This is a genomic window from Brachybacterium alimentarium (assembly GCF_002332425.1).
GTDB classification, from domain to species: Bacteria; Actinomycetota; Actinomycetes; order Actinomycetales; family Dermabacteraceae; genus Brachybacterium; species Brachybacterium alimentarium.
Window position 1 is genome coordinate 1 of sequence record NZ_NRGS01000014.1, and the last position, 20,140, is coordinate 20,140.

Consider the following 20,140-nt stretch of genomic DNA (forward strand, 5'->3'; position numbering starts at 1 on the left):
ACACTCAACTCTGAAGAGCCACATTAACCCAGATCGTCCGGTCTTTCGTGATGACCGGGTAGCCTCGCTGGGCTGCCTCATGTATCCACACGACATCGGGCACAAGCTTCGCGTCGTTCGTGTAGACCTCGCCGATCCACACGGGATGGAGGCCAAGGACGGCGAGTCCCTTTGCGGCCATCTTTCCCATGCTCCGGTCAACGAGGACAGACCGCTCCTCACGCGACTGCGGCCGACCACTCCCTGTTGCGGCGAACATCAACGACCACCTGCTCGGATAACTCGAAATCGGAGGCAACAGTGGCGGGCAGTCGCCAAGATCACTGACTAGAGAGAGCGTCCCGATGCCGACGCCTAAATGGGCCGAAGGACTCGACTGGCAGTGGGGGGCTGCACCGCGACCTACCCGTCGCTGTGGGCCCGAGACCAGTGCGAGCGTGAGCACGACGAAGACGACCGCGACGCACGACGACGATGAGCGCCATCAGCATCATCATCAGCATGAAGAAGCGCCCCCATCCTCCTTAGGGAGGGTGAGGGCGCTTTCGTATATTCAGCCCAGATTCTCTGCAGAAGCGGTTTCGTTGGGAGGAATCGGCGTAATCAAGGGTATCATCGACGAATCGGCTCCAACGCTAAGCAAAAGCCGCCGAGCCTCCGACGCGGCCACGTCGTACAAAGCGTGGGTCGCCCACGGCGCAAGGTATTGAGTACGGTCGCTCACCTCATCCTCCGTCAGGACACCTGCAGCATCCTTGAGCGCGATTGACGCACTCACCGAGACGCCAACTACGACACCATCGCGACGAGCAAACAGGTCGCCCAGGAGTGCCATCGGTGGTTGCTCCTGATCGGTGGCGATACCGGAGATGGTCCAGTCCAAGCCATCTTCTGGCTCCTCTTCGCCAGGCACAGTCACCGCACCACTCGGGGCAACCATTGAGCGGCCTATCTGTAGTGATCCGATCGCAACTTCGGGAGCACCGGGCGGGAACATCTGTCTCAAGCCATGCCGGGAATCGTGATCCGCAGATGCGTCACGCTGGTTATCAATGGGTTCGTCTGTCATGCGTGAGCCCCCATCCGAACGGCACGCTCACGTACGGCTTCCTTCGCGCTCGTTGAGTTCCATCCCTTGAAGGCGACGGGATGGTCCCTTAGCTCGCGAGTCACGGCGTCAGCGGTACGCGTTGTCGCTACACCCGAGGAGGCGAAGTGAGTGAGGTCCTCAGAGCCGTCCGCCATCCCATCAGGGTCCAGCTGGTGGCGAATCATTGCTCCAAGCGCTCGAGCGTACCGACGAACCGTGGACATCCGCGGATCATTGCCAACTCGCTCAAACTCGCTGATCGTGGCCTGGGAGACTCCGATCCTCTCCGCAAGCTCGCTTTGCGTGAGGTCGCAGCTCTTGCGCATGGCAACAAGGTCCGCGAGGAGCTTGCGATCTTCGCGGGCCAGGTGCAGTGCAAGCTGGGCGGTGGGTGACTCGAACAGCTCATCGAAGGGGTCGATGTGGTTCATAGGGTTGATCCTATATCTCTTCGCCGTTGGGGCAAGTGCAGGATGGGGACCCTCACCCCGCGATGCCCCACAGGGTGGCGTGCCCGCTGACCCAGCGTCTGCTGGCAATGTCAATCTCAAGGTTCTGCATCTGGTCGATGTCCTGCTGGGAGACGTTGACGACCTTCTGGTGCGCCCGGAGAGCTACGAGGTACCCGGGCAGCCGTGGATCCTCTGTCTCGTAGATCCTCACCAGGAGCCCCCACGTCTTGAAGCTAATTTTCAGCTCGAACAGGTTTTGGTCCCTGGCGACTGGCTCAACTTCACCAGGCACTGTCGCACAGCAACGCTCGATCGTCTCCAGGGTCGCGCGGATGTCGGCCATTGCATCAACGAAGTGCCGCGGATCGACCGCGGAGCGGATTGCATCGGTGAACTCTCGAACGACAATCCTACGATCACCCTCAATCACCGCCCAGTGGAGAATCTGCGGTGCCCAAGACGCGTCCTGGCAGCGCGACGAACGAAGCAAACTCATAGCGGAACCCTAGCCCGATGGCCGGACAGACCTGGTGTGGTCCGACGAACAGACTCGATGACATCACTCTTCGCGGCTACCTGCCGAGGCTGCTTCTGCCCGCGGAACGCCAGAGCGAGCGGCGGCCGGAGCCCGAACATGGGGTTCTTCGTCTCTTCGACATACTCCGAGCCCTTCGCGGATATGCGCTGCCAGACCTTCGCCTTCTTCTTCACGTCGGTGTGCTCGGTGCAGTACTTCCACTTGACGGGCGCGTCAGTCTCGCGGGGCTTCTCGCCCCACGTGTCGTTCATGCGGCCCAAGAAGTCATCGAATCCGCTCCTGGTGCTGTCGTTCCTAGGTGCCATCGTCGGGTCGACTCTATCGGCGGCCCGGGTTCGCTTCCCTCCACGCGTTCATCCACACCTCGTCGTACCGGCGGGCTGCGGGGCGGGGGCGTGAGGCGCGGAGGTCGATGTGCTCAAGCAGCCAGACGAGGACGTGCGCGTCGAGCTCGTCGCGCCGGTCAATCCACGACGCCGACTCGACGACCAGCCCTGCGTCACCGGTCGCGATCCGGACGGAGCGCTCAGGCAGGGACTCGTCGATCTCGGAATGCACCACGGTTACCGTCGGCCCGATGAGCGCGAGCCGGTAGCGGATCGTGAAGCCGTGGATCGTCTGCACTGTCTTCTGGTGGGCGAAGTACAGGTCGAGGTCGCTCACGCGGGTTCCATCCAGCCAGGGTCCTGCGACCCGTCACCGTCCTCGAGCATCCCGCGGATCGAGAAGTACACCTGCTCGCCGTTCGGCGCGACCCGGCACTCCATGGTCTCGTCCGAGCTCGTGAGCGTCCCGCGTCGGATGGCGGCAGTGACGCGGCGGTCGATCTCGGACTCGAGGTCCCGCAGCCAGTCCTTCATGTTCATGAGGCGAGTGTGCACCTGGGGACTGACGGTTGGGCATCCCCAGACGGGCATCTGCCAGGATGGGCAACCTGATGGGCATCCCGAGCATGAAACAGGCCCGATCTCCACGAAAGGAAACCGGGCCTGGCCTGCGGAGCCGCCTGCCGGAATCGAACCGGCGACCTATTCATTACGAGTGAATCGCTCTACCGACTGAGCTAAGGCGGCGTATCTGCCGGTCACGTGCCGGACCGGTTCACCATACGGGACGCACGAGGACGGGCGCAAAGCGACGGGACGCGATCCCCGTCACTCCCTTCCCGCCTCTCAGCAGGTGAAGCCGTCCTCCGGCACGGTGTCCTCCAGCAAGTAGGCATCGACCTGCTCCTCGATGCATCCGCCGGAGCGGCCGTAGGCGGTGTGGCCCTGGCCTTCGAAGGTCAGCAGCACGCCGCTGTCCAGCTGCTCGGCGAGGCTCTGCGCCCAGGGGTACGGGGTCGCCGGGTCGTGTGTCGTGCCGATCACGAGGATTGGAGCGGCACCGTCGGCCGTGATCGCCGCCGGCTCGCGCAGCGGAGGCACCGGCCACTGGCCGCAGCCGTTGTCGCCCATCTGGGCTCCGAAGGTCGGGTACTCCTCGGCGAGCTGTTCGGCCTGGTCCTCCTGCCACTGCTCATCAGCGTTCCAGGGGTGGTCCAGGCAGTTCACGGCCGTGATCGCATAGGTGAAGTTGGTGCGGTACGAGCCGTCCAGCAGGCGCTCGTTGGACTGGTCGGCGGTCGCGAGCAGCAGGCTGCCGTCACCGTCCATCGCGGCACTGATCGCGTCCCAGCCCGAGTCCCACAGCTCGTCGCTGTACATCAGCATGTAGAACACGGAGCGGGCGATGGCCCCGGTCAGCGGACGATCCGGGTTCCCGCTGTCCAGCGGCTGCTTGTCCACCGAGTCGAAGAACTCGTTCAGCTGCTGCTTCCCCTCGGCGACATCGCCGGAGACCGGGCAGGATTCCCCGGAGTCCAGGCAGCTCTGGACGAAGGCGTCGGCCGAGTCCTCGAAGGCTGCGGCCCGACCGGCGAAGAAGTCGTCCATCGTGTTCTTCGGATCCAGGGCGCCGTCGATCACGAAGTGCCCGACGCGCTCGGGGTAGAGGTCCGCGAAGCTGGATCCGAGGTAGGTGCCGTAGGAGAAGCCGAGATAGTCGAGCTTCTCGGATCCCAGGGCCGCGCGCAGCACGTCCATGTCCCGTGCGGCGGAGTAGGTGTCCAGATAGGGAAGCAGGTCCCCCGAGTTCGCCTCGCAGGACTCCGCGATCTTCTTCTCCCAGTCGTCGAAGACCTCGTCACCGCCGGCCTCTCCCGGCTCCACCGTCTCCGAGAGGTAGTCGTCGGTCTCCTCGTCGCTGAGACATTCGATGCCGGCGGAGCGGGCGACGCCGCGGGGGTCGAAGCCCACCAGGTCGTAGGAGGAGCGGACCTCGGGGGAGAACATATAGGGCGCGGATTCCAGGAAGTTCACGCCGGAGACGCCGGGCCCGCCGTTGTTGAGCACGAGCGAGTCGTCGTCCTGCCCGGTGCCGGGGATCTGCGCCACGGCGAGGTCGATGGTCTTGCCGTCCGGGTCGTTCCAGGCCAGGGGCACGGTGAGCGTGCCGCACTCGATGCCGTCGGCGTAGACGTCCTCGCACTCGCCCCACTCGATGTCCTGCTCGTAGTAGGAGGAGTAGTCCGGATCCGTCGCCGGATCGGAGGGGAGGTCCGCCGCGGCCGACGTGCCGATGTCCACCAACGGGTGCTCCGGCTCACCGGACGGCTCCTCCTGGCCGGAGTCGGTGCCGCCGCCGTCGGAGGCGCTCTCGGAGCCGCTGCCGAGCTGGGTGCAGCCGCTGAGGAGCAGGACCATCGCAGCGGCTGCCGCCGTGATCCGGGAGAGCGGCCGTCGCGGCACTGCGGCAGATGTCATGCGGGGTGTCCTTGTCCTGAGGGCGGAACGGGCGGGGCGGGCCCGGGGGCCGAGCCCCCTGGTCGAGACCCGTGGCGCGGGGCTGGGCACTCGTGCCACGTGGCTCGTGCCTGGTGGCCGGGCTCATGACCGAGGTGATCGGGCCACGTCGGCCCGGCCGCCCGTCGGCCGCGACCATCCTAGGCCTCTCGTCGGCCGGATCCTGCTCCCGGCCGACGCGCCACGCGTCCTCTCAGCCGACTTCGCGGTGGTTCCAGCGCCAGATGCCGTAGGCACCGGGCAGGACGAGCAGCAGCGCGATCGGGATCAGCTCGAAGGCTCCCCCGGAGCCGTCGGCGAGCGTGGTGGCCGCCGTGTCCAGATCCAGAGCGCTGACGATGTCCATGACCGTCTCGGAGCCGGTGATCGCCGCGATGCCCGTCGCGGTGGCGATCACGAAGGGGAAGCCGATCGCGGCGAGCAGTCCCAGCACGGTGGACTGCAGTGCGAGACCCATGGCCAGCGAGAACAGCAGGGTCGCGGCCAGCGACGCCAGCTGCGTGGTGAACACGGTCTCGAGCGAGTCGAAGACGGCGCCGTTGCCGATCAGGTCGCCGCCGATCCAGGTCGCGAGGGCACCGGCGGCGAAGGACACCACCAGCAGCGCGGCGACCACGACGATCGCGGCGATCACCTTGGAGCCGAGCACGCCGAGGCGGCCGGGACGCTGGAGGAAGGTGTTCTGGATGGAGCCGTCGGACCACTCCCCCGCGGTGATCATCACGGTGATGACCGGGATGATCAGGGACAGCGGGAGGGTCAGGACGAATCCGGTGAAGTCGATGTGGGAGGTGCCGTCTTCGAGGACGGCGGGCTGCACGAAGCCGCCGAGGGCGGCGAAGGCGACGATCAGCAGCAGTGAGATCGCCATCAGGATGGCGGCGCTGCGGGTGTCGAGGTGGGCGCGGATGTCGAGTACGGGTCTCATGGGGTCTCCTCGAGGAGGGGTGGGGTCCGGGCGCGGGCCGAGCGGCCTGGGCCCGAGGGGTCGGGAGTCAGGACGCGGTCGCGGCGGGCTCGGAGGCCGGGGCGTCCGCGCCGCCCGCAGCGGCCGCAGTGGGCTCGGACTGCCCGGTGAGCGTGAAGAAGACCTCCTCGAGGCCGCCGCGATCGGTGGCGCCCAGAGAGGTGAGCACGAGCTGTTCGCGCAGAGCCAGGCGCCCCATGTCTTCGGGCGCGAGGCTGACCTCGAGCTGGTCGCCGGAGCGGTGCTCGTAGGCGATGCCGTGCTTGTCCAGCGCGGCACGCAGCGCCGCGGGGTCCAGGACCCCCACACGCGTCCCGGCCTCGCCGGTCAGCTCGTCGAGCGTGCCCTCGCGCACCAGACAGCCCTGGGCGATCACCACCAGACGGTCCACGGTGGCCTGCACCTCGAGCAGCTGGTGGCTGGACAGCAGCACGGTGCCGCCGGCGTCGGCGAAGGAGCGCAGCAGGCGACGCATCCACCGGATCCCCTCGGGATCCAGGCCGTTGGCGGGCTCGTCGAGCATGAGCACGGACGGGTCGCCGATCAGGGCCACGCCGATGCCGAGCCGCTGGCGCATGCCGTAGGAATAGCCGCCTACGCGCTTGAGGCCGGCATCCGCGAGGCCCACCATCTCCAGGACCTCGTCGGCCCGGGAGGCCGGCATCCCGAGGGTGCGCGCCGTCAGCCGCAGCGTCTCCAGGCCGGTACGACCGCCGTGGAGGGCCCGAGCATCGAGCATCACGCCGATGGTGCGCGCGGGGTTCTCGAGGCTGCGGTAGGGGCTTCCGCCGACGAGCGCCTGGCCGGCGTCCGCCTCGGCGAGTCCGGTGAGGATGCGCAGGGTGGTCGACTTCCCGGCGCCGTTGGGGCCGAGGAAGCCGGTGACGCTGCCCGGCTGGCAGGTGAAGCTGAGGTCATCGACGACGGTGCGTCCGCCATAGCTCTTGGAGACACCGCGCACCTCGAGGGCGACGGAGCCGCGCGCGGCGGTGGAGGTGGTCTGTGAAGTCATGTGCACCAGAGTCCCGGATCCGTGCCCCTCCCGACAGCGACGCGGGGCCAGCCGAGGTGCGACGAACGTCGGCCGCAACAGGGGGTCGATGCCACCTGCCCCCGACCTCCGTCGGGGGTGGGTCGGCCAGCGGGCCGACCTCCGCAGATGATCGGGCGCAGACCGGGCCCTGCACCGTCACGGCCGCCCGCACGCCGATACAGTGACGCCGTGGAAGAACTGGGAGCGCCCGTGCGCCGGACCTGGCAGGACGTGCTGATCCTCGCCGTGGTCGGGGCGGAGACGATCGCGGGCATCATCCTCGGCACCACCATGCTCGAGGTGGGGCAGGCGATCCTGACCCTGCTGCTGGGCATCGCGCTCGTGCTCCGCCACCGGCACTGGCCCTGGCTGCTCCCGCTGGTGCTCGTCCTCAACGCTGCCGCCTGGTCCCTGTCCGTGCTGGTGATCGGCTGCTACACCTATGCCACACGCAGCCATCAGCGCCTGCGCACGCTGCTGGTGGCGGTGCTCGCCGTGGTCAGCGGAGTGACACCGGCCCTCCTGCTGCAGGTGGAAGGGACCGCGGGCGCCGCGGGGATCACGGGGCTGGTGCTGGTGGTGCTGATCGTCGCCGCATCCGCGGCGATGGGCATGTACACCTCGACCCGGCGGATGCTGCTCGCGCAGCTGCACCAGCGCGCCGAGCAGGCGGAATCCGGGCGGGCGGTCGCCCAGGATCAGGCCCGACGTGCGGAGCGCACCCGCATCGCCCGGGAGATGCACGACATCGTGGCCCACAAGATCTCCCTGGTCGCGCTGCAGGCAGGCGCCCTCGAGGTGAACCCGAACCTGGAGCGCGAGCAGGTCCAGCAGTCCGCCGGGCTGATCCGGCAGACGGCCACCACGGCGCTGTCCGAGCTGCGCGAGGTGCTGGGCGTGCTGCGCGGAGACGGCGAGGAGGCTCCCCTGGCTCCGCAGCCCACCTGGGACGATGTGCGGCGCCTGGTGACCACCTCGCAGGAGGCGGGCATCTCCGTGGACCTGTTCGACTTCATCGACGATCCGGTGCCCGATCAGCTCGCCCGCACCGCCTATCGCGTGGTGCAGGAGGGGCTGACGAACATCCACAAGCACGCCCTGCACACCAAGGCCCGCGTGGCACTGATCGGAGAGCCTGGCACCGACCTGGTGATCGAGGTCAGTAATGTGTTGCCCAAGGGGTTCATGACGGACCTGCCCGGCGCCCGGATGGGCCTGTCGGGCATCGAGACCCGTGTGACGCACGCCGGCGGCACGATCTCATCCGGCCCCACCGATGATGGACGCTTCGAAGTGAGGGCGGTGATCCCGTGGCCGATGCCGACGTGACGCGTGTAGGACTGGTCGATGACGACTCCCTGGTCCGTGCAGGGCTGGCGATGATCCTGGGGGCCGATCCCGGGATCGACGTGGTGGCCCAGGGCAGCGACGGCTCCGAGGCGGTGACGCTCGTGCAGAAGCATCGCCCTGACGTGCTGCTGATGGACGTGCGCATGCCGGGGCTGGACGGGATCGCGGCCACCAAGGCCGTCTGCGCTCTGCCGAACCCGCCCAAGATCATCATGCTCACCACGTTCGACATGGACGAGTACGTGTTCCAGGCCCTCGAAGCGGGCGCCAGCGGCTTCCTGCTCAAGGACACCCCGCCGCAGGATCTCGCCCGCGCGGTGCACGTGGTGGCCGGCGGGGACGCCATGCTCTCCCCCACGATCACCCGGCGGATGCTCTCCCACTTCTCGGAGGCGAATCCCGGCACCCGCCAGGATCGCCATCCGGGGCTGGATCAGCTCACCGAGCGCGAGACGGAGGTGCTCGGCGCCGTCGGCGCGGGGCTGTCCAACGCGCAGATCGGGATGCGGCTGTTCATGAGCGAGGCGACCGTGAAGGCCCACGTCTCGAAGATCTTCTCCAAGCTCGACTGCACCAACCGCGTGCAGATCGCGATCATCGCCCACGAGGCGGGGCTCAGCGACCTCGACGCCGACGCGGGCGCCTGACCTCAGCCGGGCGGGTCCCGGTCCCGGCCGGCCCGGGCCACCTCCGTCAGCCGGGCCCAGTCGCCAGTCAGCCCCGTCCGCCGACCAGACCCGTCACCGGTCAGCCCCAGCCGCCGACCAGACCCATCACCGGTCAGCCCCAGCCGAGCTCGTGCAGGCGGGCGTCGCTGAGGCCGAAGAGGTGCCCGAGCTCGTGCAGCACCGTCACCGCGATCTGCTCGACCAGGTGCTCGCGCGAGGTGGCGACCCGCTGCAGGGGCCCGCGGAACACGAAGATCCGGTCCGGCTGCGCGTAGCCGTCGAACACGGAGCGCTTGTCCAGCGGGATCCCCTCGTACAGACCCAGCAGCTCGGTCCCCTGCGCCTGCTCCTGCAGCGGTTCCTCCTCGATGAGGATCGCGACGTTCGCCTCCGCGATGGAGCGGGCGATCTTCTCTGGCAGCGAGTCGAGGGCGTCGTCGACCGCTTCCTCGAACTCCTCGCGACTGATCCGGATCATGCCGACATCGAACCACGACGGATGGCCGATGGTGTCGCGTACGCCGCATCGGAGGGAATCACGCAGACGCCCGGCGCTCGGCATGGGTATGCTTTTCGTCGGGCAGTCACTGCCCGGGCCCCCATCGTCCAGTGGCCTAGGACACCGGCCTTTCACGCCGGCGACACGGGTTCGAATCCCGTTGGGGGTACTCGTACGGTTCGGTTCTGCATCCTCAGGACCGTGCGGTGCCGGAGTGCGAGGCGGCTCACAAGGAAAGTGGTCCTGAGCGCCGAGAACGTCCGGTAGAGTTATCTAGGTCGAAGCGCAGCAGCGCAGAGACATGCAAGGCCCTGTAGCTCAGTTGGTTAGAGTGCCGCCCTGTCACGGCGGAGGTCGCCGGTTCAAGCCCGGTCAGGGTCGCCCTCCAGAAGAAGCCCCGGAACATCGTTCCGGGGCTTCTTCGCTTTCCGCGCATCCCCGTCGGCCCGCACTCCGTCTGCTCGCGCAATCCCGTCGGCCCGCGCACTCCATCGGCCCACATCCCGTCAGCCTGCCCGTTCCCCCTGCCGGGACGACGCCTGCCGCAGGTCGCCGCTGATTCCCGATCGCGCTGTCGGACCCCTCACAAGCATCCGTCGGGCCACGCGCCGCGGCGCGGTCCTACGCTCGAGGGATGAGTTCCACTGTTCTGAACCACCGCATCCGCCTCGGCTCCCGCCCGCACGGTGAGCCCACCGCCGACGACTACCTGCACGACGCGGTCGAGGTCTCCTCCCCCGCGGCCGGCCAGGTGCTGCTGCGCACCCACTACATCTCCCTGGACCCCTACGTCCGTGGCCGGATGAGCTCCGCGAAGTCGTACGCGGCCCCGATGGAGGTCGGCGACGTGATCGAGGGCGGCACCGTCTCCGAGGTCGTCGAGTCCGCGGCCGACGGATTCGCGCCCGGCGACATGGTCCTCTCCTACGGCGGCTGGCAAGAGTACAGCCTCGAATCGGCCGACGGACTGCGCCGCCTGGATCCCTCCGTCGCCCCGGTCACCACCGCCCTCGGCGTGCTGGGCATGCCGGGCTTCACCGCGTATGCGGGGCTGCTCGCGATCGGCCGGCCCCAGCCCGGGGAGACCGTCGCGGTCGCCGCCGCGACCGGCCCGGTGGGCTCCGCCGTCGGCCAGATCGCACGGATCCACGGCGCGAAGGCCGTCGGCATCGCCGGCGGTGAGCGGAAGGTCGGCCAGCTGCGCGAGTACGGCTTCGACGAGGCCCTCGACCACCGCGCGCCCGATCTGCCCGGTCGCCTCGCGCAGGCCACGCCCGACGGCATCGACGTGTACTTCGAGAACGTCGGCGGCGCCGTGTGGGACGCCGTCCTGCCCCAGCTGAACACGTACGCCCGCGTACCGGTGTGCGGGCTCGTCTCGGGCTACAACTCGACCTCCCTGCCGGAGGGCCCCGACCGCAGCGGCCAGCTGATGGGCACCGTGCTGTCCAAGAGCCTCACCCTGCGCGGATTCATCCAGCTCGAGTTCGTGAGCTCGATGTTCGAGGACTTCCTGCGCGACATGAGCGGGTGGGTCGCCTCTGGCCAGGTCCAGCACACGGAGGACATCACCGAGGGGCTCGACCGCGCTCCCGAGGCGTTCGCGGGCATGCTGCGCGGGCAGAACTTCGGCAAGGCGCTCGTCAAGGTCTCCTGACCTCCGGAGGCACGCCGCGCGATCCCCTCGGGTGGCGTGCCTCTCACCGGCCGCATCGGGTTGGGAGCACAGACGGTCCCCTGCTACTCTGGTCCTCGGCCGCTCGCGGTCACGGCTCTGTAGCTCAGTTGGTAGAGCGTTCGACTGAAAATCGAAAGGTCACCGGATCGACGCCGGTCGGAGCCACGTGAAGACGAAGCCCCCTGGTTCGCCAGGGGGCTTCGTCGTTCCCGGCGTGGTGGCCGGCCCGTGCAGTTCGCGCTGCCGGCAGACGTGCTTTGATGCGTTCGTGACCCACTTCTATCGCCCGTGCGAGGGCCACCGCCTGCCGCATGACCCCTTCAACGCCATCGTTGCGCCGCGGCCCATCGGCTGGATCGGCACGAAGGGCGCCGATGGCGGCCGCAATCTCGCGCCCTACTCGTTTTTCAATGCCCTGAACTATTCCCCACCGCTCGTGGGATTCTCCAGCAACTCCTGGAAGGACACCGTCGCCAACTGCCGCGCGACCGGAGAGTTCACCTGGAACCTGGTCACCCGCTCCCTCGCAGAGGCGATGAATGCCTCCTCGACCACTGCTGAGGTCGACGAGTTCGACGCCGCAGGGGTGGAGGTGGCTGAGTCCGTGGAGATCGCCGCGCCGCGCGTGGCCGCGTCACCGGCGACCTTCGAATGCCGAGTCACCCAAATCATCGATCTCCGCTCCGCGACCGGCGAGGCCTCCGGGTCGTGGTTCACCGTCGGCGAGGTGGTGGGCGTCCATCTGGACGAGTCCCTGCTCGTCGACGGGATCGTCGACACCGCCGCCGCCGAGCCGGTGCTGCGCGGCGGCGGGCCGACCACGTACTTCGGGATCAGCGCGGATCAGCGCTTCGACATGCGCCGGCCGTGCTGAGGCCGCCACGTCATGCTCGGTGGGATCGTCATCTGCCGCTTGGCAGCTCGACGTCGTGGCTCCGAGCGGCCCCATGAGCCTGCAGAGTCTCAGAGTGGGTGGCTCCTCCATCCCTGGCCCGGTCATGGTCTTCGCCGCCGTTCCCCCCATAAAAGTCCGACGTACTGACTATGGTGATTCGCACCATGGCACAGGCCACGTATCTCACGGAACGGGGAATCACGATGGATTTCAGCGAGCGACTTGAGGCGCTGGCCTTGAAGGTGCGCAATCAGGCTTCAGCCATCGAGACCGAGGAAGCGACGAAGAACGCCTTCGTCATGCCCTTCATCGCGACGATCCTGGGCTACGACGTGTTCGATCCGCTCGAAGTCGTCCCGGAGTTCACTGCCGACGTCGGCATCAAACGGGGCGAAAAGGTCGACTATGCGATCGTTCGGGATGGCGAGGTGCAGCTCCTCATCGAGTGCAAGGCGGCGCTCGGTGCGCTGAAAGTCGAGAACGCCTCGCAGCTCTTCAGATATTTCGGCACGACGAACGCCCGACTCGCGGTGCTCACCAATGGCGTCGTCTGGCAGTTCTATACGGACCTCGATGCGCCGAACAAGATGGACTCGAAGCCCTTCCTGGTGCTTGATCTTCTCGACATCGACGAGACCCTGATCCCCGAGATCCAGAAGATCAGCAAGGAGAGCTTCGACCTCGATTCGATCATCAACGCCGCTGAAGAGCTCAAGTACGTCGGCGCCCTACGGCGTGAGATCGCAGCGCAGTTCCGAGAGCCGTCCGACGAGTGGACCAGGTTCTTCACCACCCGCGTGTACGAGGGAATGTTCACCGCGAAGGTGCGCGAGCAGTTCAGCGTCCTGGTCCGGAAGGCGTCCAAGCAGTTCCTCACCGAACAGGTCAATGACCGGCTCAAGACCGCTCTCGGTGCCGGCGTCACGGTGCCTGCCGAGCCTGACTCCGCTCGCGAGATCACGAGTGAGCAGGCCGCCGAGGACGACCTCGATCGAAATACGGAGATCGAGACGACGCTGGAGGAGCTCGAGGGATACCAGATCGTCAAGGCCATCGCGTGCAGCGAGGTCAAGCCGCATCGCATCGTCCACCGTGACCAGAAGTCGTACTTCGCGATCCTGATCGACGACAACAATCGCAAGCCCGTCGCACGACTCCACTTCAACACGAAGCAGAAATACTTGGGTCTGCTCGACGAGACGAAGACGGAGACCCGACACCCCATCGATTCGCTCGACGAGATCTATGCACACTCCGACGCGATCCGAGAGGCCGTGAAGCGCTACCTCTGAGCACTAGCGACGACTGAGCCGCTCCTCCAGGTCGGGCCATGCCACGTGCAGTTTCTCCGTAGCGGACAGGCCTTTGGTCGCAAAGTGGTCGGCGAGCACGACACCGTGCGGCGACAGCTCGAGAATGGTCAGCGCAGCGATCTCGTCGGCGGTGCCCGCATCCAGCACCCACTGCTCGGCGAGCTCGGAGAGGCTGAGCTCCGCCACCAGGTGCTCGCCGGTCACGAAGTCGACGGGCGCTCCCCGGGCGTGCCCGAGGAGCGTGCGTGGCTGCACGAGGTCGTAGTCGTCGGTCACGGGCTCCAGGTAGCCGACCGTCTCGCCGTCCTCGCGTGTCACTGCCACCCATCCGCGCACATCACTCATGGCAGGAGACGGTACCGCCTGCGTGCGGCCCCGGCCGGTCAGGCGCCGGCGGTGCGCTCGTAACGGCGGATGCGATCGCGCACGCCCGCGAAGCGGAACGGCGCCGCCGTGGTCCGCGGAGTCTCGCGCTCGTCGCTGTCGTCCGTGTAGGACACGTGCAGCGCCCGGTACTCCTCGACAGTCAGCGGCACCCGGGCGGCCAGCACGGACTCGGTCGCCTCGCGGCGCCGGCGCTCCCGGTAGCCGCTCTGCACGATCCCGGTGAGGAACTCCCCGACCGAGCCCGAGCCGTAGCTGAACAGGCCCAGGCGCCGACCGGCGAGGTCGTCGTCGTGGTCCAGCAGCGCGGCCAGCCCCACGAACAGCGACGCCGTGTAGCTGTTGCCGAGCTGCCGGTTGTACAGGAACGAGGTCTCCAGGGCGCTCTCGTCGACAGGCCGGTCCTCGTGCCGGAAGAGCGCCGCATGCGCCTTCCGGGCCATCTTCGTGAACGGCTGGTGGTACAGGAAGCGGTCGATCTCGTCGACGCCGGGCCCGCCGTGGGCCTGCAGGTCCCCCCACGAGCCCAGCAGGGCGTCGAGATAGGTCTGCAGCGACAGCGCACCGTCCACGAGCGGGGTGGTGGTGTCGTTGGGACGCCAGAAGTCGTCGATGTCCGCCGTGTGCACGCCCGAATGCGGCTCGATCGCCAGCAGCGCCGGATCGGCGCTCACCAGCATCGCGACCGCGCCCGCGCCCTGGGTCGGGGCGGCCGGGCCGTCGAGCTCGTAGCGGGCCACGTCGCTCGCGATCACGAGCACCCGCTCCTCGGGGTTGCGGGCGACGATGCCGAGGGCGGTCTGCAGCGCGGCGGCGCCGCCGTAGCAGGCCTGCTTGAACTCGACCGTGCGGACCGTGGAGGGCAGCCCCAGGAGGTGATGGGCGAAGACGCCCGCCGCCTTCGACTGGTCCACCCCGGACTCGGTGGCGAACAGCAGCGAGCGGATGCCGTCGGTGCCGTGCTCGGCGAGCAGCGGCGCGGCGGCGCTCGCGCCCATGGTGACGATGTCCTCGTCGGGCGCAGGGAAGCTCATCTGCTCCTGGCCGAGCCCCCGGTGGTACTTCGCGGGCTCGACGCCGGTGGCCTCGGCCAGCTCGGCGAGATCGAGGACGTGGTGGGTGGTGGCGACCGCGAGATCGTGGATGCCGATGCTGGTCACTTGGTGCCTCCTCCACGACGCTCCATGGCCACGTGCGCAGCCATGAGCTCTCCGGGATTGGTCTGGGCCGCCAGCAGCGACAGCTCGCCGCACAGAACGGAGGCGGCGATGAGCACGGCGAGACGGCGCGAGTTCGCGCCGGGCTCGGCCGACGGGTCCGCGCAGCCCAGGCGCTCGAGGGCCTCGGCGGTGTGGCCGAGGTCCTTGCCGTTGCCGACGGTGCCGACGATCAGGTGCGGCAGGGTGCACGAGAAGTACAGGCCCTCGGGGCGCTCCTCCGCGTAGGTGATGCCCTGGGACCCCTCGACGATGTTCGCGGCGTCCTGGCCGGTGGCCAGGTAGAACGCGAGCAGCATGTTGGCGTAATGGGCGTTGGCGGAGCGCAGGGCTCCGGCGATCGTGCTGCCCACGAAGTTCTTGCGCACCACGAGGTCGACGAGCGCCGAGGCGGAGGTGCGCAGCGTGGATTCCACGATCTCGTGCGGGATGAGGAGGTCGCACACGACGCTGCGGCCGCGGCCGAGCACGCCGTTGACGGCGGTGGCCTTCTTGTCGGAGCAGTAGTTGCCCGAGACCGAGCCGTACTCCAGGCCCAGGTCCCAGGAGAGCACGGTCTGCAGCAGGGCGTCGGCCGCGCGCGTGACCATGTTGTGCCCGGAGGCGTCGCCCGTCTCCAGCGCGAAGCGCAGGAACAGCAGATTTCCGACGATCTCCTCATGGGTCTCCAGCAGGCGCGCGTGACGGCTCGTGCCGGAGACGACCTCGGCGAGCTCGTCTCCGCGTTCGCGCAGCGTGCGCACCGCCTGCATGGCGGTCTGCGCATCCGGCGCGATCAGCAGCACGGAGCGGGTCATCTTCTCGCCCACCACGGTGGCACGGATGCCGCCCTCGACCAGGCGGGAGACCTTCGCGCCGCGGCCCACCGACGGCCACAGCGGGGTCTCGTAGGTGGCCAGCGGGACCTCGACCTCCTCGTTCACCGAGTCGCCGCTGATGCGGATCGGACCCACCCAGCGGGTGGGGATCGGGGTGATGCCCTCAGCGGACATGGGGTTCTCCTTCAGGAATCGGCCGGGAGCGCTCCCGGCGTCGGGACATCGCGCCGGCGTCCAGCCCTCGCAGGGTGCAGAACTCCTGCACCCTGCCGCGCAGCAGCAGGTCGGTGTGCACGAGTTCCGCCGGGCCGGCGGCGCCAAGCAAGGCGTGCAGCTGACGCAGCTGCTCGCACCACCGGCGCACGTGCGGGATCAGGGCCTCGGCGCCGCCCTCGGAGGCCACCTGGGCGAAGCCGCCGGCGACGCCGACCGCGCGAGCGCCGAGGGCGAGAGCGCGGATGACGTCCAGCGGGGAGCGGACCCCGCCCGAGGCGAGCAGCGGGAGGTCGGTGGAGGCGTCGAGCAGGCATTCCACGGCGGACTGTCCGAAGCCCTCGAGGTGGGCGTAGTCGGGACGCTCGCGGCGCGAGTTCTCGATCCGCACGAAGTCGGTGCCGCCGGCGCCGCTGACGTCGGCGATCTGCACGCCGAGCTCGCGCAGGCGCAGCTGGGTGCGTCCGCTGAGGCCGAAGCCGACCTCCTTGACGACCACCGGCACCGGGGAGGCGGCGACGATCTGCTCGATCGAGCGGGTCCAGCGGGAGAAGTCCCGTCGGCCCTCGGGCATCACCGTCTCCTGGACGGCGTTGACGTGCAGCTGCAGCGCATCGGCGGCGATCAGGTCGACCGCGCGGCGGGCGTCGTCGGCCGAGCGCCCGGCGCCGAGGTTCGCCATCACGAAGCCGTCGGGGTTCTCCGAGCGCAGCACCCGGAAGCCCTCGGCGGTCGAGGGGTCGTCCAGCGCGATGCTCATCGAGCCCGTCCCGATCGGGAGCCCGGTCTCCCGGGCCGTGATCGCCAGCTCGCGGTTCAGCGCCGCGGTGGTCGCGGTGCCGCCGGTCATGCCGTTGACGTACAGCGGCAGGGGCCACCGGGCGGGGCCCACCTGCGTGGAGAGGTCGACGGCCGTCTCATCGATGCCGTCCAGGGCGTGATGGAGGAACTCGACATCGTCGAAGGCGCTGCGGGGCTGGGCGCCGGCGCGCTGGCTGAGCGCGAGCGAGAGGTGCTCGTCCTTGCGGCGCCCGCGCTCGGTGTCGAGGTCCTCGTGGGGCTCGTGGGGCTGGTCACTGCTCATCGAGGGCCCCCTGGGGTGGATGGACGGACAGGTCCAGCAGTCGGATGTCGTGGGTCTCCCAGGTGGAGAGGATCTGGCGACGCTCCACCGTCTCGGGCACCAGCACGATCCCGCAGTCGCCGCCGCCGGCGCCGGAGGGCTTGCCGGCCGCGCCGTGCGCCTCGGCGGCATCGCACAGGGCGGTCAGCGCGGGCGTCTCCAGGCGGATGCCGCTGCTCTCCCCGAGCTGCTGCAGGAGGCGGCGGGCGGTGCGGATCCTGGTGAGCACGCCGTCGGCGTCCTCCCCTTGCAGGGCGGTGACCAGGGCATCGACGTTCTGCCGGCTCTCCTGGAGGAACAGCTCGTGGGCCGTGGTGGCCTCGCGGCCGTTGCCTCGCACGGAGTCGACCAGGCGATTGGTGGAGGCGGGGCTGCCGGTCCATCCCACCAGCAGCTCCAGGCCGACGGGATCGGGCAGGCGGGTGACGCTGTGCAGATCCCAGGCGTCCGCGGCGAGCGCCTCGCTGACGCTGCCCGCCTCGAGCTCGCGGCGCAGCGCGGCGCGGTCGGGGGCCGTGTACAGCACCCAGCCGCCGAAGGTCGAGGCGGCGAGGTCTCCCCCGGAGGCGTTCGGGGAGATCCGGATCGTGGCCAGCAGCGCGACCTTGAAGCGCTCGATGCTGTCCAGGCCCAGCCCGTAGAACTGATCGAGCGCCTCGATCACGGCGACGGTCACCGCCGCGGAGGAGCCCAGGCCGAACTTCCGGCCCTGGGCGTCGTCGAGCTCGCTGCTGATGTCGAGGTCGAAGTAGCGGGCAGGGATCCCGCGCTCGTCGCGCAGGCTCTCGACCACCTGGAGGGCGCTGAACACGTAGTCGGCGCTCTGGTGCTCGAGCAGCATGCTCACGCCGTCCGCCGCGCGGGTCCACTCCAGCGCCGCGGAGCCGTACTCCCCCGAGCGGATGCGCCCGCTGCCCGTGCTCTCGCTCAGGCGGACGGTGAGATAGCGGTCCACCGCGATCAGCACGGCGGGCTCGCCGGGCTCGACCACGGCGTACTCCCCGGCGACGTAGAGCTTGCCCGGGGCGCGGGTGACGATCATGCGCTCTCCGTCCTGGAGATCAGCTCGACGCCGGGGCCGGGGCGCACCACACGGGTCTCGCCGTGCGCCGACAGCTCGGCGGCGACGTGCTCGGCATCCTCCGGGGTGGTGAGCACGACGACGTTCGCGCCGGCGTCGGACGTGGCGTAGCAGCGCCGGCCTGCCTCCCGCATCCGTGCGACCTCGTCGAACACCTCGAGGCTGGTGGGGCTGAGGTACCGGATCGGCGGGTCGCAGGACTCGATCACGGCGTGCATGCGGTGCGCGTGCAGCTCGGTGAGGTGGCCGAGGCGCTCGACGTCGCCCTGGGTGCAGGCCTCGAGGGCCTCCTGCAGGGTCTCCTCGGTGGAGGTCACCCAGGCAGGGAAGAACGGGGAGGTGCGGGCGGTGCGGACCATCGCCTCGCGGCTCGAGACCGCTTTCGGGGTGCGCGAGAGGGTCACGGTGACCATGCGCAGCTCCGGGCCGTCGACGGCCTCGGCGAAGGAGCCCTCGTCGTCGCCGGCGTGCCAGACGGCGAGACCCGGGATGACCGAGCGGGTGGCGGAGCCCGAGCCGCGGCGCGCCAGACGGCTCAGCGCCCTCTGATCGAGGTCCAGGCCGTAGGCGGCCGCCGCCGCGGCGGCGAGCGCGGCGAAGCCCGCTGCAGAGGAGGCGAGTCCGGCATCGGTGGGGATCTCGCTGATCGAGGTCACGGCGGCGCGCACGTCGGAGTCGGCGAGCTCCCGGACGACGTCGAGGAACTCGGTGACGCGGGAGAGCTGGGTGCCCTGCTGCGCGACGCCGCCCAGCGTGAAGCTGTCGGCGGCGGCCGCGGGGTCCAGCCGCACGGTCGTGGTGGTGGGGAACTCGTCGAGGGTGAGCGAGAGGCTCCCCGCGACCGGGAGCACGAGATCGGCGTCTCGTTTCCCCCAGTACTTCACGAGTGCGATGTTGGGGTGGGCTCGTGCTGAAGCCTCGGCCATGACTGCCCTCCGCAGCTCGTCGTCCAGGTGCCGGTCGCCCCGGCCTCTGCCAGGGTACGTTCCAAATCGGTGGTGTCGGCCGTGGCGCTCAGCACGATCAGGCAGCCTCCGAGCCCCCCGCCCGTCATCTTCGCCCCGGCGGCGCCCGCGCCCCGTGCCGCCTCGACCAGGTGGTCGAGGCGCTCGCTGCTCACGCCGAGGCTCTGGAGGGCGCTGTGCGCCTCGTCCATGGCGCCGCCGAGGGCGGCGACGTCGTCCGCCGCGAGGGCCGCGGCGGCCTCGTCGGTCAGTGCTGCGAGGCGGCCGACGAGGGTGTCCACGTAGGCCGGTCGCGTGCGGTGCAGCTCCTGCACTCCGCCGACGGCGGTGGCCGTCATGCCCGCGACGCCGGTGTCGGCGATGACGAAGTGCATCTGCCCGCTTCCCAGCGGGAGCGTGGTGGGGGTGCCGCGCTCGACCCGGATCGGGGCCTGCGCGAGCACGGCGGCGGCGTCGATGCCGCTGGCCCTGCCGTGGGCGAGGGCCTCGGCATCGGCGATCAGCTGCATCCGATCGTCCAGGGCGAGATCGCGCCCGGCGGCGTCGGCGACGGCATCGACCAGCGCAGCGCTGACCGCAGCGCTCGAGCCGAGGCCGCGCCGGATCGGGATGTCGCTGGTGATGCTCAGGCGACCGCCGGCGTCCTGCAGGCCCACGCGCTCAGCCGCATACTGCCAGCCCAGGACGACCGGCGCGGTGCCCTCCGGGGCGCTGCGGACCGGGCCGTCGTAGAGGGCGCAGCGCAGCCTGCTCCCGTCCGGCTCGCCCGCGGGGTCCGGGATGGTCAGTCGCGCCCGGGCGGTGAGCTCGTGGACCGGCAGCACGATCGCCGGCGCACCGAAGACGGCGGAGTGCTCGCCGAGGAGTATCGCCTTGGCGTGCGCCGAGCCCACGCCTTCACGGACGGTCGCCGCAGAGGCAGCACGGCGCGAGGGATCGCGCTGTGGTGCGGGCGAGGTGCGCATCTGGGCTCCGTGGGCGTCGACGAGGGCTCGGCCGGAGCCGGGCCCGAT

At 69.3% G+C, this 20,140-nt stretch carries 23 protein-coding genes and 4 tRNA genes; 8 read left to right on the plus strand and 19 right to left on the minus strand.

Annotation, left to right across the window (positions count from 1 at the left end; all coding sequences use genetic code 11):
* Window positions 1-4: 4 nt before the first annotated feature.
* From CIK71_RS17480 to CIK71_RS09195, 11 genes are all read right to left on the minus strand, one after another.
* On the minus strand, window positions 5-259 hold the full coding sequence (locus tag CIK71_RS17480) for a PIN-like domain-containing protein (protein ID WP_141393706.1): 255 nt from the start codon (window positions 257-259) through the stop codon (window positions 5-7).
* A gap of 294 nt (window positions 260-553) precedes the next feature.
* Complete coding sequence (locus tag CIK71_RS17485; RefSeq protein ID WP_141393707.1) at window positions 554-1,069, minus strand: hypothetical protein; 516 nt, start codon at window positions 1,067-1,069, stop codon at window positions 554-556.
* Window positions 1,066-1,521, minus strand: coding sequence for a helix-turn-helix domain-containing protein (locus CIK71_RS09155; RefSeq protein ID WP_096165082.1), 456 nt, complete (start codon window positions 1,519-1,521; stop codon window positions 1,066-1,068). Before CIK71_RS09155 ends, CIK71_RS17485 begins: the two co-directional genes overlap by 4 nt.
* A 52-nt stretch (window positions 1,522-1,573) precedes the next feature.
* Window positions 1,574-2,038, minus strand: a complete 465-nt coding sequence (locus tag CIK71_RS09160) for a hypothetical protein (RefSeq protein WP_141393708.1) — start codon at window positions 2,036-2,038, stop codon at window positions 1,574-1,576.
* Window positions 2,035-2,331: a hypothetical protein gene (locus tag CIK71_RS09165; RefSeq protein ID WP_096165089.1), complete on the minus strand. Its 297-nt coding sequence runs from the start codon at window positions 2,329-2,331 to the stop codon at window positions 2,035-2,037. Before CIK71_RS09165 ends, CIK71_RS09160 begins: the two co-directional genes overlap by 4 nt.
* A 67-nt stretch (window positions 2,332-2,398) precedes the next feature.
* Complete coding sequence (locus CIK71_RS09170) at window positions 2,399-2,743, minus strand: hypothetical protein (RefSeq protein WP_096165092.1); 345 nt, start codon at window positions 2,741-2,743, stop codon at window positions 2,399-2,401.
* Entirely contained in the window at window positions 2,740-2,946 is a 207-nt protein-coding gene (locus CIK71_RS09175) for a hypothetical protein (RefSeq protein ID WP_096165095.1), read from the minus strand. The genes CIK71_RS09170 and CIK71_RS09175 overlap by 4 nt, the downstream gene beginning before the upstream one ends.
* A 134-nt stretch (window positions 2,947-3,080) precedes the next feature.
* Window positions 3,081-3,153, minus strand: a tRNA-Thr gene (locus tag CIK71_RS09180).
* Window positions 3,154-3,252: 99 nt separating this feature from the next.
* A complete protein-coding gene (locus tag CIK71_RS09185; RefSeq protein WP_096165098.1) occupies window positions 3,253-4,884 on the minus strand; it encodes an alpha/beta hydrolase in 1,632 nt (543 codons plus the stop codon).
* 232 nt (window positions 4,885-5,116) lie between these two features.
* On the minus strand, window positions 5,117-5,851 hold the full coding sequence (locus CIK71_RS09190; protein WP_096165106.1) for an ABC transporter permease: 735 nt from the start codon (window positions 5,849-5,851) through the stop codon (window positions 5,117-5,119).
* Between the two features lie 67 nt (window positions 5,852-5,918).
* Window positions 5,919-6,902, minus strand: a complete 984-nt coding sequence (locus tag CIK71_RS09195; RefSeq protein ID WP_096165107.1) for an ABC transporter ATP-binding protein — start codon at window positions 6,900-6,902, stop codon at window positions 5,919-5,921.
* Window positions 6,903-7,112: 210 nt separating this feature from the next.
* Here CIK71_RS09195 and CIK71_RS09200 point away from each other — a divergent pair, with 210 nt between their 5' ends.
* On the plus strand, window positions 7,113-8,252 hold the full coding sequence (locus CIK71_RS09200) for a sensor histidine kinase (RefSeq protein ID WP_241964133.1): 1,140 nt from the start codon (window positions 7,113-7,115) through the stop codon (window positions 8,250-8,252).
* Window positions 8,249-8,920, plus strand: a complete 672-nt coding sequence (locus CIK71_RS09205; RefSeq protein ID WP_096165395.1) for a response regulator — start codon at window positions 8,249-8,251, stop codon at window positions 8,918-8,920. Before CIK71_RS09200 ends, CIK71_RS09205 begins: the two co-directional genes overlap by 4 nt.
* A gap of 133 nt (window positions 8,921-9,053) precedes the next feature.
* Here the strand turns inward: CIK71_RS09205 and CIK71_RS09210 are convergent, their stop codons facing one another.
* Entirely contained in the window at window positions 9,054-9,419 is a 366-nt protein-coding gene (locus CIK71_RS09210; RefSeq protein WP_096165398.1) for a metallopeptidase family protein, read from the minus strand.
* 117 nt (window positions 9,420-9,536) lie between these two features.
* On the opposite strand from CIK71_RS09210, the gene CIK71_RS09215 reads away from it, so the two are divergent.
* From CIK71_RS09215 to CIK71_RS09240, 6 genes are all read left to right on the plus strand, one after another.
* Window positions 9,537-9,609 (plus strand) — tRNA-Glu (locus CIK71_RS09215).
* Window positions 9,610-9,747: 138 nt separating this feature from the next.
* Window positions 9,748-9,821: transfer RNA gene (locus CIK71_RS09220), tRNA-Asp, on the plus strand.
* 253 nt (window positions 9,822-10,074) lie between these two features.
* Window positions 10,075-11,097 carry an NADP-dependent oxidoreductase gene (locus CIK71_RS09225; protein WP_096165110.1) on the plus strand — a complete coding sequence of 341 codons (1,023 nt, stop codon included), beginning with the start codon at window positions 10,075-10,077 and terminating at the stop codon, window positions 11,095-11,097.
* 113 nt (window positions 11,098-11,210) lie between these two features.
* Window positions 11,211-11,283, plus strand: a tRNA-Phe gene (locus CIK71_RS09230).
* 103 nt (window positions 11,284-11,386) lie between these two features.
* Window positions 11,387-11,992 carry a flavin reductase family protein gene (locus CIK71_RS09235; protein WP_096165114.1) on the plus strand — a complete coding sequence of 202 codons (606 nt, stop codon included), beginning with the start codon at window positions 11,387-11,389 and terminating at the stop codon, window positions 11,990-11,992.
* Window positions 11,993-12,216: 224 nt separating this feature from the next.
* Window positions 12,217-13,305 carry a type I restriction endonuclease gene (locus CIK71_RS09240; RefSeq protein WP_096165401.1) on the plus strand — a complete coding sequence of 363 codons (1,089 nt, stop codon included), beginning with the start codon at window positions 12,217-12,219 and terminating at the stop codon, window positions 13,303-13,305.
* A gap of 3 nt (window positions 13,306-13,308) precedes the next feature.
* On the opposite strand, the gene CIK71_RS09245 is transcribed toward CIK71_RS09240, so the two are convergent.
* Genes CIK71_RS09245 through mvk form a run of 7 tightly spaced genes read right to left on the minus strand, consistent with a single transcriptional unit; the run spans window position 13,309 to window position 20,092 of the window.
* A complete protein-coding gene (locus CIK71_RS09245) occupies window positions 13,309-13,671 on the minus strand; it encodes a hypothetical protein (protein WP_141393709.1) in 363 nt (120 codons plus the stop codon).
* Window positions 13,672-13,709: 38 nt separating this feature from the next.
* Window positions 13,710-14,870 (minus strand): hydroxymethylglutaryl-CoA synthase, encoded by a 1,161-nt coding sequence (locus tag CIK71_RS09250; RefSeq protein ID WP_096165122.1) that lies wholly within the window; start codon window positions 14,868-14,870, stop codon window positions 13,710-13,712.
* Window positions 14,867-15,919, minus strand: a complete 1,053-nt coding sequence (locus tag CIK71_RS09255) for a hydroxymethylglutaryl-CoA reductase (RefSeq protein WP_096165125.1) — start codon at window positions 15,917-15,919, stop codon at window positions 14,867-14,869. Before CIK71_RS09255 ends, CIK71_RS09250 begins: the two co-directional genes overlap by 4 nt.
* Entirely contained in the window at window positions 15,909-17,042 is a 1,134-nt protein-coding gene (gene fni, locus CIK71_RS09260) for a type 2 isopentenyl-diphosphate Delta-isomerase (RefSeq protein ID WP_096165127.1), read from the minus strand. The genes CIK71_RS09255 and fni overlap by 11 nt, the downstream gene beginning before the upstream one ends.
* Window positions 17,032-18,123, minus strand: a complete 1,092-nt coding sequence (locus tag CIK71_RS09265; RefSeq protein WP_096165130.1) for a phosphomevalonate kinase — start codon at window positions 18,121-18,123, stop codon at window positions 17,032-17,034. Before CIK71_RS09265 ends, fni begins: the two co-directional genes overlap by 11 nt.
* Window positions 18,120-19,088, minus strand: a complete 969-nt coding sequence (gene mvaD, locus CIK71_RS09270) for a diphosphomevalonate decarboxylase (protein ID WP_096165132.1) — start codon at window positions 19,086-19,088, stop codon at window positions 18,120-18,122. The genes CIK71_RS09265 and mvaD overlap by 4 nt, the downstream gene beginning before the upstream one ends.
* Window positions 19,043-20,092 (minus strand): mevalonate kinase, encoded by a 1,050-nt coding sequence (gene mvk, locus CIK71_RS09275; protein ID WP_096165134.1) that lies wholly within the window; start codon window positions 20,090-20,092, stop codon window positions 19,043-19,045. Before mvk ends, mvaD begins: the two co-directional genes overlap by 46 nt.
* Between the last annotated feature and the right edge of the window lie 48 nt (window positions 20,093-20,140).

Bases quoted from the DNA above. Each gene is read 5' to 3' on its own strand.
- CIK71_RS09255 (WP_096165125.1), bottom strand. From the start codon at position 15,919: ATGTCCGCTGAGGGCATCACCCCGATCCCCACCCGCTGGGTGGGTCCG.
- CIK71_RS09240 (WP_096165401.1), top strand. From the start codon at position 12,217: ATGGATTTCAGCGAGCGACTTGAGGCGCTGGCCTTGAAGGTGCGCAAT.
- fni (WP_096165127.1), bottom strand. From the start codon at position 17,042: ATGAGCAGTGACCAGCCCCACGAGCCCCACGAGGACCTCGACACCGAG.
- mvk (WP_096165134.1), bottom strand. From the start codon at position 20,092: ATGCGCACCTCGCCCGCACCACAGCGCGATCCCTCGCGCCGTGCTGCC.
- CIK71_RS17485 (WP_141393707.1), bottom strand. From the start codon at position 1,069: ATGACAGACGAACCCATTGATAACCAGCGTGACGCATCTGCGGATCAC.
- CIK71_RS17480 (WP_141393706.1), bottom strand. From the start codon at position 259: ATGTTCGCCGCAACAGGGAGTGGTCGGCCGCAGTCGCGTGAGGAGCGG.
- CIK71_RS09155 (WP_096165082.1), bottom strand. From the start codon at position 1,521: ATGAACCACATCGACCCCTTCGATGAGCTGTTCGAGTCACCCACCGCC.
- mvaD (WP_096165132.1), bottom strand. From the start codon at position 19,088: ATGGCCGAGGCTTCAGCACGAGCCCACCCCAACATCGCACTCGTGAAG.
- CIK71_RS09160 (WP_141393708.1), bottom strand. From the start codon at position 2,038: ATGAGTTTGCTTCGTTCGTCGCGCTGCCAGGACGCGTCTTGGGCACCG.
- CIK71_RS09165 (WP_096165089.1), bottom strand. From the start codon at position 2,331: ATGAACGACACGTGGGGCGAGAAGCCCCGCGAGACTGACGCGCCCGTC.
- CIK71_RS09225 (WP_096165110.1), top strand. From the start codon at position 10,075: ATGAGTTCCACTGTTCTGAACCACCGCATCCGCCTCGGCTCCCGCCCG.
- CIK71_RS09190 (WP_096165106.1), bottom strand. From the start codon at position 5,851: ATGAGACCCGTACTCGACATCCGCGCCCACCTCGACACCCGCAGCGCC.
- CIK71_RS09175 (WP_096165095.1), bottom strand. From the start codon at position 2,946: ATGAACATGAAGGACTGGCTGCGGGACCTCGAGTCCGAGATCGACCGC.
- CIK71_RS09245 (WP_141393709.1), bottom strand. From the start codon at position 13,671: ATGAGTGATGTGCGCGGATGGGTGGCAGTGACACGCGAGGACGGCGAG.
- CIK71_RS09210 (WP_096165398.1), bottom strand. From the start codon at position 9,419: ATGATCCGGATCAGTCGCGAGGAGTTCGAGGAAGCGGTCGACGACGCC.
- CIK71_RS09195 (WP_096165107.1), bottom strand. From the start codon at position 6,902: ATGACTTCACAGACCACCTCCACCGCCGCGCGCGGCTCCGTCGCCCTC.
- CIK71_RS09185 (WP_096165098.1), bottom strand. From the start codon at position 4,884: ATGACATCTGCCGCAGTGCCGCGACGGCCGCTCTCCCGGATCACGGCG.
- CIK71_RS09265 (WP_096165130.1), bottom strand. From the start codon at position 18,123: ATGATCGTCACCCGCGCCCCGGGCAAGCTCTACGTCGCCGGGGAGTAC.